At 45.7% G+C, this 10414-nt stretch carries 10 protein-coding genes; 6 read left to right on the top strand and 4 right to left on the bottom strand.

What is annotated here, in order from left to right; genetic code table 11:
- Positions 1-88 precede the first annotated feature (88 nt).
- The gene (locus FTU86_RS06430) at positions 89-2701 is read left to right on the top strand and encodes a Lon protease family protein (protein WP_218945232.1); all 2613 of its coding nucleotides are present in this window, start codon (positions 89-91) and stop codon (positions 2699-2701) included.
- Between the two features lie 56 nt (positions 2702-2757).
- Here the strand turns inward: FTU86_RS06430 and grxD are convergent, their stop codons facing one another.
- The gene (gene grxD / locus FTU86_RS06435; RefSeq protein WP_005176812.1) at positions 2758-3099 is read right to left on the bottom strand and encodes a Grx4 family monothiol glutaredoxin; all 342 of its coding nucleotides are present in this window, start codon (positions 3097-3099) and stop codon (positions 2758-2760) included.
- A 162-nt stretch (positions 3100-3261) separates the two neighbouring features.
- Between grxD and FTU86_RS06440 the strand changes: the two genes are divergently transcribed.
- Entirely contained in the window at positions 3262-4473 is a 1212-nt protein-coding gene (locus FTU86_RS06440) for an aspartate aminotransferase family protein (RefSeq protein WP_160255666.1), read from the top strand.
- 82 nt (positions 4474-4555) lie between these two features.
- Here FTU86_RS06440 and FTU86_RS06445 read toward each other — a convergent pair whose 3' ends face one another.
- The 3 genes from FTU86_RS06445 to surE all read right to left on the bottom strand — a co-directional run bounded on the left by FTU86_RS06445 (position 4556) and on the right by surE (position 7301).
- Positions 4556-5485 (bottom strand): LysR family transcriptional regulator, encoded by a 930-nt coding sequence (locus FTU86_RS06445; protein ID WP_005176807.1) that lies wholly within the window; start codon positions 5483-5485, stop codon positions 4556-4558.
- Between the two features lie 92 nt (positions 5486-5577).
- Positions 5578-6414, bottom strand: coding sequence for a peptidoglycan DD-metalloendopeptidase family protein (locus FTU86_RS06450; RefSeq protein ID WP_045795088.1), 837 nt, complete (start codon positions 6412-6414; stop codon positions 5578-5580).
- Positions 6415-6524: 110 nt separating this feature from the next.
- Positions 6525-7301: a 5'/3'-nucleotidase SurE gene (gene surE / locus FTU86_RS06455; protein ID WP_075174788.1), complete on the bottom strand. Its 777-nt coding sequence runs from the start codon at positions 7299-7301 to the stop codon at positions 6525-6527.
- A 110-nt stretch (positions 7302-7411) separates the two neighbouring features.
- On the opposite strand from surE, the gene FTU86_RS06460 reads away from it, so the two are divergent.
- From FTU86_RS06460 to FTU86_RS06475, 4 genes are all read left to right on the top strand, one after another.
- Entirely contained in the window at positions 7412-7783 is a 372-nt protein-coding gene (locus FTU86_RS06460; protein ID WP_005176804.1) for an MCR_0457 family protein, read from the top strand.
- Positions 7784-7980: 197 nt separating this feature from the next.
- Entirely contained in the window at positions 7981-8376 is a 396-nt protein-coding gene (locus FTU86_RS06465; RefSeq protein WP_016658407.1) for an MCR_0457 family protein, read from the top strand.
- Between the two features lie 119 nt (positions 8377-8495).
- Positions 8496-9644, top strand: a complete 1149-nt coding sequence (gene dacC / locus FTU86_RS06470) for a D-alanyl-D-alanine carboxypeptidase PBP5/6 (RefSeq protein ID WP_160241460.1) — start codon at positions 8496-8498, stop codon at positions 9642-9644.
- Positions 9645-9750: 106 nt separating this feature from the next.
- Positions 9751-10281: a gamma carbonic anhydrase family protein gene (locus FTU86_RS06475; RefSeq protein WP_180036655.1), complete on the top strand. Its 531-nt coding sequence runs from the start codon at positions 9751-9753 to the stop codon at positions 10279-10281.
- The last annotated feature ends 133 nt before the right edge of the window (positions 10282-10414 follow it).

Below are 10414 nucleotides of genomic sequence, written 5' to 3' on the forward strand. Positions count from 1 at the left end.
TTGAAATTTTCTATTAAACCTGTATACCTTAAATCTCTATTGCAATAATTTCGTTTTGGATTTCACAGTGACGCAAAGACACGAGCACATGACCTCTTCTTTATCTGCTTCAATTACCGAACAACAAACATTAGTTTTACAACCAGAACAAACTCTTACCTCAGCCTTCGAACAAGCCGAAATTCAAACGACACTTAATAACACCCGCTTAACTCCGGAACAGCTGACCCATATTCCCGATCTGGACAAAATTCCGGCCTCCACCAAACGGATTAAACCTTTAAATAATTTTCTGGGTCAGGATCGCGCCCGCGCTTCAGTAGAAGCCGGCATTGCCTTGCCGTATTCCGGCTATAACATTTTTGCGGTCGGTACGGCAGGACTGGGTAAACGCACCATGATCCGGCGTTTACTGCAACAACATGCCAAAACCATGGCCACGCCTAATGACTGGGTGTATGTCAATAATTTTAAAAACCCGCGTCAGCCCATTGCCCTGCGACTGCCGGCCGGTCAGGCACCAAAATTCCAGACCCAGCTGCATCAGAACTGGCAGACCATTTTAAAACAGCTGGAACGCCGTTTTAGCGCCGAAACCTATCACAACCGCATTGAACAGATTCGCCAGCAAACTGGCGATGAACAGCAACAGGCCCTCATTGAACTGACCAAAGAAGGTGAAACGCTGGATTTAAAACTGGTCTCGCGCAATGACGAGCACTGCTTTATTCCGGTGCAGTTTAAAGATGACCAGCTGCAGGAAATGACCCAGGAAGATGTCAATGCCTTAAGTAGCAAAGAGCGCGCCGAAATTGCCGCCAATATGCGCTATATGGATAAAAAACTGGAACGTCTGGGTCTGCATCTGGGCGATCTGGAAGATGATGCACGAGATCGGGTTCAGGTCCTGAATCGTGACATTGCCAAACAGGTGGTGATGCCGCGGATTGATTTATTGCTGAATAAATTTTCAGAGGTTCAAGGGCTTGAAGACTATCTGAAATACTATGCCGAAGACATTATCAACAATGTTGAAATGGTGCTGGAACAGGAAGAAGATGACTTCACTCCGGCAGTGTTTAGCCGGGTGCCAGCGCGTTATCAGGCCAATATTGTTGTCACGCATAAACCGAATTCGGGTGCGCCGGTGATCTTTGAAGATTTCCCGACCCACTACAACCTGCTCGGTCATGTGGAACAGATGACCCAGAACGGCACCATCACCACTGACTTCACCTTAATCCGTTCCGGTGCCTTACATCGTGCCAATGGCGGTTTTTTAATTCTGGAAGCCGAACAGTTACTGGAACAGCCTTATGCCTGGCAAGGGCTGAAACGTGCCTTGAAATCGGGCCAGCTAAAACTGTCCTCACTGGAACATATGCTGACTTTAACCGGCAGTATTTCGATTGAACCGGAATCAATTCCCCTGACCTTAAAGGTCATTCTACTGGCCGAGCCGGAAATCTATTATGAAATTCTGGAAGTCGAACCAGAGCTGGGCAGCGTCTTTAAAATCCGTGCTGACTTCACCGATACATTACAACGTAATGACACCAATGAGCAGGCTTATATGCAGCTGATTGCTGATTATGTTCAGGCTGATAAACTGCTGCCCTTTGACCGCTCTGCCCTGGCTGCGCTGTTAACCGACTCGAGTCGTCTGGCCGAAGACCAAAGCTCGTTGTCCTTACATGCGCTAACGCTAGGTGATCTGATTCGGGAATCACATCATCATGCGGTACAAGCCGACAAAAAGATGGTGTCAGAAGAACATATCAACATGGCGCTGGATCATCGTAAATATCGCTTAGGCTATTTACGTGAACTGTACTGGCAGGACCTGTCGCGCGGCACCCAGCTGATTGAAACCAAGGGTCATCGTCTGGGTCAGATCAATGCCCTGTCCGTGATTCATTATGCCGATGTCGAGTTTGGTCTGCCTTCACGCCTGACGGCATCGGTCTATCAGGGCGGCGGCGATATTCTGGATATTGAACGCAGTGTTGAATTGGGTGGCTCGCTGCATGCCAAAGGCGTGCTGTTAATGTCCAGCTTCCTGAAAGCCCATTTTGGCCGCGAACAGATTCTGCACTTCTCTGCCGCACTGGCCTTTGAACAGAGCTATGGTCAGGTCGATGGTGATAGCGCCACCGTTGCGGAACTGTCTGCCCTAATTTCAGCGATCAGCCAGTTACCGATTGATCAGTCCTGGGCCATTACCGGTTCCATGAACCAGCTGGGTCAGGTACAACCTGTTGGCGGCGTCAATGCCAAAATTGAAGGCTTCTATGATGCCTGTAAATTACAGGGCCTGACCGGCAAGCAGGGCGTGATTATTCCGCGTCAAAACATGCAGCATCTCATGCTGCGTAAAGATGTGATTGAAGCGGTACAAAAAGGTGAATTCCATATTCATGCCATTGATGTGATTGATCAGGCGCTGGAAATTCTGATGGCGCGTCCGGTCGGAAAACTGGACAAAAAAGGCCGTTATAGCAAAGGCTCGATTTATGACATGGTGATGGCGCAGCTGGAATACTGGCAAGCCATTGAAGATGGCGCAGAAATTGAAGAGGAAGAGCCGAAGAAAAAGAAAAAAGCTAAGAAAGAAAAAAAGGCCAAGAAAAAAGATCAACCGGCTGAAGTGGCAATCGAGGCCATTCCAGTGGAAGATGCCCGTAACCAGACTGGCTCATAATGGCCGGTCTGAAAAAGCAAAAAAGCGCCGAAAGGCGCTTTTTTTATACGACTGAATTAAGCTTCAGGCGCTGGGCTGTACTGTTCAACCAAAGGCTGTAACTCACCTTTTTGGAACATATCCAGCATAATATCGCTACCACCAATTAACTCGCCATTGATCCACAATTGCGGGAAAGTTGGCCAGTTGGCAATTTTCGGCAAAGTTGCACGAATATCCTGGTTTTCAAGAATATTCACATAGGCAAATGGACGACCAATTTGACTGAGCGCTTCTACTGCACGAGCTGAGAAACCACATTGTGGGAATTGCGGTGTGCCTTTCATGTAAAGAAGAACTGCATGTTTAGCAATTTGGTCACGAATTAACGCTTCGGTATCGCGTGCTTGTTCAGTCATTGATAAATCCTCAACTAATCTGTTTTGCATTATACCGAAAACACAGCAAAACAGTATGCTTAAAGCAATATTTCCATTTTTATTTACATTTACACTTTCAATCGGGGGCAGATTTTGCTTATATAAGTTTTTTCCTTTCTTTCTTACAGATAAGAGTTAGTCATGAACAACGTTACCCTTGCCCCAGTGCAAACTGATCAACCGTCTCATTTGATGCCCGTCTTCGGCCGTCAGCCGATCAGCTTTGTCCGCGGCCGAGGCGCTTATCTGTACACTGAAGATGGCACCGAATATCTGGATGCCCTGACCGGTATTGCGGTCTGTGGTTTAGGTCATGCCCATCCGGAAATTGCTACTGCCATCGCGGATCAGGCCGCGACCCTGATTCATACCAGCAACCTGTTTGAAGTGCCTTGGCAAACTGCCGCTGCACAAAAACTGGCAGAAGTCGCTGGTATGGAAGAAGTCTTCTTCTCTAACAGTGGTGCAGAATCGAATGAAGGTGCCATTAAAATTGCACGTAAATTTGGTTATTTACAAGGCATTGCCAATCCGAAAATTATTGTCGCCGATCAGTCGTTCCACGGCCGTACCCTGGCAACCCTATCTGCCACCGGCAATAAAAAAGTCCAGGAAGGTTTTGCACCGCTGGTAGAAGGTTTTATCCGTGTACCGTTTGGTGATGTTGAAGCCATTGAAGAAGCCGCCATTCAGTATCCGGACATCGTCGCGATTCTGGTTGAGCCAATTCAGGGCGAAGGCGGTGTTAATACCGCGCCTCAAGGCTTTAGCTACCTAGAAGATATCCGCCGCATCTGTAACCAGCACAACTGGCTGATGATGCTGGATGAAGTGCAAACTGGTAACGGCCGTACCGGTAAATATTTTGCCTATCAGCACACCAATATTGTGCCAGATGTCTTAACCACTGCCAAAGGCCTGGGCAATGGCTTCCCGATTGGTGCAGTGATGACCCAAGGTCGCGGTGTGGGTGTACTCACGGCCGGTAACCATGGTTCAACCTACAGTGGTACTGCCCTGGGGTCACGTGTGGTCTACACCGTGATTGATATTATCCAGAAAGAAAATCTGGTCGAGAATGCCGCAAAAATGGGTAGCTATATTGTTGAGCAGCTACGCAACCAGCTGGCTGACCAAAATGTCAGCGTGCGTGGTTTTGGCCTGATGATCGGGATTGAATTACCTAAAGCCTGCGCAGAACTGGTGGATATTGCCCGTGATGAATACAAACTGATTGTCAATGTGACCGCCGGCTCCGTGGTGCGTTTACTGCCAACCTTGAACATTAGCCAGGAACAGGCCGATCAGCTGGTTGAACGTCTGGTGAAAATGATCAAAACGTTCCTGGCTTAAGCCGCGTGTTGATCTCAACAGATCTCAATCTGCATAAAAAAGCCGCATGATGCGGCTTTTTTAATTTCTGAATTGTTATATTTTATGAGGCTTCCTGGTAAATTCTGCCACCAGGTAACTGACAAAAATACTGTTTTAAAGCATCCAGACAACGATGCACTTTCATTGGCTGCTGCTCACGTTTTGGCGTAATCGCATACAATGTAAAGGTCGGCAATTTCCATTCAGGTAATACTTCGACCAAAGAACCGTTAATTAAATCTTTTTGTACATCTAGATATAAAAGTCTCGCGATTCCGTGCCCTTGTAAACATAATGATTTGGCAATCAGAACATTATTTGTGGTGAGGCGAGAGCTCATGTCCAGTCCGACCACTTCACCCGTACTGGCGTGATGAAATGAAAAACTGGCATAATTTTTCATCAAATTTACTGGAATCAGGTCATGATTTTTTAAATCTTCAGGACGTGACACCGGTGTGGTCTGGTTCAGATAACTTGGCGATGCCACCAGAACCTGCTCAACGCGCGCCAGTGGCACTACATTCAGCTGACTATCTTCAATTTTTGAACTCATGCGCAAAGCAATATCAATCCGACCTTCAATCAGGTCAATAAACTGATTGTCTGCTTCGACATGTATGGCCAGGCCACGATGGGCTGACATCCAGTGCGACAATGCCGGAATGACATGATTCGCACCCAGTTCCGGGGTGGTTGCGATACGCAAATCCCCAACCAGGTCATCGCGTAATTCATTAATGCGTATTTTACCACGCTCCGCAGCGGCGAGCATTTCCTGACAGCTGTGGAAAAAAGCTTGTCCAGCTTCAGTCAAACTCAGTTTTCGGGTGGAACGGTGTAACAGCGTTACTTCCATTTCATTTTCCAAAGAACGAATTTGCTGACTTACAGCACTTGTGGTGATACCGAGTTCACGCGCAGCGCCACTAAACGAGCTTTTTTCAACAACACAAGCAAATACACCCATTGCTCGAAGTTGATCTAACATAAATTTCCCTCTGAACTTATGAGATGCTCCTACCTTTGATAAAAGCAACTCATTGTATTATACGGTGAAATTTACGTTTTGCACTTAAAAAATTAATTTATTGGTAAAACATTAGTCGGGTTGATCGGCTTGCCATCCAGGCGGACCTGGAATTCCAGCATGGTGCGGGTGGTGCCCGATGAGCCCATTTCGGCAATTTTCTGCCCTGCTGCTACATTTTGTCCACTATTCACGTTAAGTTTACTGTTATGTGCATAAGCCGTAATGTAGCCATTAATATGCTTAATTAACACCAGGTTACCGTATTCTTTCAGGCCATCTGCGGCATAAACCACCTGCCCGTCTGCAGCTGCAAAGACCGGATCACCGACATTGCCGCCATAGCGAATCCCTTTCACATTCGACGCTAAATTAAAGTTCTCAATTACTGCACCATTAGATGGTTTCACCCAGCGTAAAGAACCTACGGTAGAGCTCACTGTCGGCGCCGGAGTAGTGGTTCGTGGTGTGGTTGTGGTCGTCGTGGTTACCGGTGCAGTCGGTACTGGCGTAGTTTTTGGAATAGCAATGGTCTGACGCTGGATTGGTGCTGGCTGCGTTACCGGACGCGTCGTGGTGGTACGCGGTGCACTGCCACTTTTCAGACGAATCGACTGGCCCACATAAATCCGGTATGGTGCGGCAATATCGTTCATTTCCGCAATACTGAGATAACTTAAACCATAACGTGCTGCAATGCCGCTTAAAGTATCACCTGAGCGTACAGTATAGAAATTTGGCGCAGCCGCATAACGTGCAGAATTATGTACTTGAGGTTTAGACGCACAGCCACTGATGATGAGCGTAGAAATAACGGCTGTAGATACAAATAAAGTTTTCAACAATGTTGTCGGTGCTGCAAATAAACGACCGTGTGACACCAAAGGCATTAATCTTCCTCTCTACATCTTAAATGTAATTATTGAACTGCGCTAAGATTAACAAAAAAGCACCGAAAAAGAGTTTCAGACGGTACTTTTTCACAAAGTTATAACATTCTTTACAGGGCTGGACTCAAGCTGTCATGCAGATGCCCCAGAATATCGTAATTGGTCGCATCCATCTGAATTGGGGTGATGCTGACATAGCCATTGGCCACAGCAAAGAAATCCGACTGGATTTCACCCACATCTTTACGCGGGTCTGCAACGGCTTCTCCGGCCAGTCCAATCCAGTACACCTGGCGACCGCGCGGATCGACATGGCTGGTAATCGGTTTAGATTGACTGCGACGGCCCTGATAGGTAATTTTTGCGCCTTTTAATTCCGCCACATCTGGAATATTAATATTCAAAATGTGGCGTGGCGGCAAGGTTGGCAAGCCGTTGGCAATAAAATCATGCACCCACTGCGCGGCAACTGCATAATCGGCCGGATGCTGATAAGCTCGGACATTAGGGCCAGCCAGTGATACAGCTATGGCCGGCTGCGTCATTAAACGCCCTTCAAAAGCAGCACCAACGGTACCTGAATACAGTACATCATCACCCAGATTGGCGCCGCTGTTAATCCCGCTCACCACCAGATCAAATTCAAAATCAAACAGACCATTCATAGATAAATAGACACAGTCTGCCGGAGTGCCATTCACCGCCCAGATATCTTCAGCAATCGGAATTGGACGTAAAGGACGATCTAAGGTCAAGGCACTGGAAAACCCGCTACGCTCACTTTCTGGCGCGACAATTACCACACGGCCCAAAGGTTTTAATGCGTGTGCAAGCGCCTGGATCCCTGGCGCAAAAACGCCATCATCATTGGCAATTAAGATATTCACAAATTTACTCTTCAAATTAAATAAATGACCGGTCAGCACATTTCATTGAAATATAATGAGAAGTATATATATTTAGTGTCGAACTTCCATCAATAAAAAGTGTGTATAACATGATTCGTCGCTTATCTGTACGTCGTTTACTGGGGCTTGGTTTTGCGGTAATTCTCTCTCAAGCGGTCAATGCTGAAGGCTTGACGGTAGAAGAAGCCAATACCATTGTGAAAGAAGACATTGCTGCCGCTCAGGTGATGGCTGAGGTTTGTCCGGCCATTATTGGCAAAAACGCCAAACTGGATAGCAATATTCAGGCTTTAATTGAAACTTACCTGGCAGACTTAAAAGGTCAGACTTTAAGCTACAGCGCACTGCAGGCTGATGCTGAATATAAGAATATTCTGATTGAAGCACGTGATGCTGCTAAAGAAACCACGGCAGATGAACAGAAAACTGTTTGTCAGGATGCTGCTGCAATCGAACTTTAGGTTTGTACTGACGCACCATCTTCACATCAAGAGTAATCAGCATAGGTTGATTGCTCTTTTTTATTGCATTTCTGATTTGGCTTTTTAATTTTGGTTGTGTGTCAGCCTGCTCAGATACACTTCTTTTCTTTTCATTCTGTCAAAAATCATTAAGCTTATGGGCATGTGGTATTTTTAAGTTTTAGGTCTATTTTTTTATGTACACTTCCCAATTAAAAACGAAATCTTTGCAACTTCTGGCTGGTATCGCCATTACTTTGGGTTTGGGGCAAACCGCACTGGCACAGAATGAAAATATTGAAGTCACACCACTTCAAAAAGTCACCCAGCAGGAACTGGCAGCCATTTATGTATTATCTGAAGTGTGCCCAGCGTTAATTCAGGACAAAGACCAGACTAAATTTAATCAGGGCTATGCCAAACTGGCCAAAGAATATATGCCGGCAGAAAAAGATCCGGTTGCAGCTTTACAAGCCCTAAGCAAGCAAAAAAGTTTTAAGCCGATGCTGGTTGAAGCACAGGCCGATGCCAAAAAAGCGGGAAGCCAGAAAAATAAGGCCATTTGCCAGGAATTGACCGCGTACAGCAAATAAAACTATTTGGTTACAATACTTTTTCCGATAAGCCGATTTCTCCCATAGAAGTCGGCTTTGCTTTATCCTAAAATGCTAGGCTCTTCGTGCTTACATCAAGATATAGGAACCCACTAGAAATGACCCAAAAAACTGCCCTTGCTGCATTATTATTAGTTCCTAGTTTTAGCTTTGCAGCAACTGTCCTATCTGCACCACCAGAATTGAATAATAAATCCTACGTGCTAATGGACTACGAGACAGGGCAACTTCTCGCTTCAAAAAATGAAAATGAAAAATTAGCCCCGGCGTCAATGACCAAGATGATGACCAGCTACATCATCGAACAAAAACTATTGAGCGGTGAACTCACTGAAGATGAACAAGTGCGCATGAACGAGTCAGCATGGTGTCGCGGCAGTAGCGCGGAATCATGTATGTATGTTCCGCTGAATGGCACTGCAACTGTACTTGAAATGCTGCGTGGAATTATTGTTCAGTCGGGTAATGATGCCTCTAAAGCCATGGCGGAACACATTGCCGGCAATGAAGGCACCTTCGCACACATGATGAACGAAGAAGCCAAAAAAATTGGCATGACCAATACCCAGTTTATTAACTCGACCGGTATGCCAGCAGACGGCCATTATTCAACAGCCAAAGATATGGCAACCTTGGCCCAGCACATCATTAAAGACAGTTCTAAATATTATCCGATTTATTCAGAAAAAGAATTTACCTTTAATGGCATCCGTCAAGGCAACCGTAATGCCCTGCTCTATACAGACCCAAGTGTTGATGGTTTAAAAACCGGTCATACCAATGAAGCCGGCTACTGTTTAACGACTTCTGCAAAACGTGGCCCAACGCGTCTGATTTCTGTGATTTTTGGTGCGCCAACCATGCAGGAACGTGCGACACAAACACGTGAATTGCTGGCTTGGGGTTATGCCAACTTTGAAACCAAAAATGTACAGCCTGCAAATCAGGTCCTGGCCAAATCTAAAGTCTGGTTTGGTCAGTCGGATGAAGTACAAATTGGTCTGGCTGAAAACTTTAATGTGACCATGCCTAAAGGCAAAGCCAATGAAATTAAAACGCAATTGGTGGTTCAGCCGAAATTGACTGCGCCGCTACAAAAAGGCCAGGTCATTGGTAAATATGTCGCAAGCTTAGATGGTAAAGTAATTGCTGAAAAACCACTGGTGGCTTTAAACGCAGTTGAAGAAGCTGGCTTCTTCTCGCGCCTCATTGACCATATCAAGCAGTTCTTTAGCAACCTGTTCTAAGTTTAAAGCACGACTTTAGACTTAAGTGAAGGCACTCATTCAGCGAATGGGTGCTTTTTCTTTTATACTATTGTCTTGATCATTCCACTTTTACGAGCAGATCACTATGAGTCAGAACATTCGTCCTTATTTAGATACCCATCCACAGATTGATGATTCCTGTTATATCGCCCCGATGGGCGTAGTCATTGGTGATGTGGTTCTCGGCGAAAATGTCTCGGTTTGGCCTTTTGCCGTAATTCGTGGGGATGTTAACTCTATTCGTATTGGGAAAAATTCGAATGTGCAAGATCATGCTATGCTGCATGTCAGCCATAAAAATGCCGATAAACCGGATGGCTCACCGCTGATTATTGGTGAAGATGTTACCATTGGTCATCATGTGACCTTGCATGGCTGCACGATTGGTAACCGTGTTCTGGTCGGAATTAACACCATTATTCTGGATGATGTGATTGTTGAAGATGATGTGATGATTGGTGCAGGTTCTTTAGTACCACCACGCAAGCGTTTAGAAAGTGGTTATTTATATGTTGGCAGTCCAGTGAAAAAAGTACGCCCGCTGACTGATAAAGAAAAAGCCTTTTTGCCATATTCGGCGCAGAATTATGTGAAGGTTTCGTGGAATTATAAGTAAAATTGGTGTTATTCCCAAGTAGAAATGTCCTACCTAATAACCAAATAGAAATGTCCTATACAGACATTTCCAAGTCAAGCACAGGATTCAGATTTCGTTGTTGAATTGCTGTTTTCTGTGCTCGTCTACGTGG

This window comes from Acinetobacter sp. YH12155, assembly GCF_013418255.1.
GTDB classification, from domain to species: domain Bacteria; phylum Pseudomonadota; class Gammaproteobacteria; order Pseudomonadales; family Moraxellaceae; genus Acinetobacter; species Acinetobacter indicus.

Coding starts and splice junctions, on each gene's coding strand:
- FTU86_RS06430 (WP_218945232.1), top strand. CDS start 89: ATGACCTCTTCTTTATCTGCTTCAATTACCGAACAACAAACATTAGTT.
- FTU86_RS06475 (WP_180036655.1), top strand. CDS start 9,751: ATGAGTCAGAACATTCGTCCTTATTTAGATACCCATCCACAGATTGAT.
- FTU86_RS06450 (WP_045795088.1), bottom strand. CDS start 6,414: ATGCCTTTGGTGTCACACGGTCGTTTATTTGCAGCACCGACAACATTG.
- FTU86_RS06445 (WP_005176807.1), bottom strand. CDS start 5,485: ATGTTAGATCAACTTCGAGCAATGGGTGTATTTGCTTGTGTTGTTGAA.
- FTU86_RS06440 (WP_160255666.1), top strand. CDS start 3,262: ATGAACAACGTTACCCTTGCCCCAGTGCAAACTGATCAACCGTCTCAT.
- FTU86_RS06465 (WP_016658407.1), top strand. CDS start 7,981: ATGTACACTTCCCAATTAAAAACGAAATCTTTGCAACTTCTGGCTGGT.
- grxD (WP_005176812.1), bottom strand. CDS start 3,099: ATGACTGAACAAGCACGCGATACCGAAGCGTTAATTCGTGACCAAATT.
- dacC (WP_160241460.1), top strand. CDS start 8,496: ATGACCCAAAAAACTGCCCTTGCTGCATTATTATTAGTTCCTAGTTTT.
- FTU86_RS06460 (WP_005176804.1), top strand. CDS start 7,412: ATGATTCGTCGCTTATCTGTACGTCGTTTACTGGGGCTTGGTTTTGCG.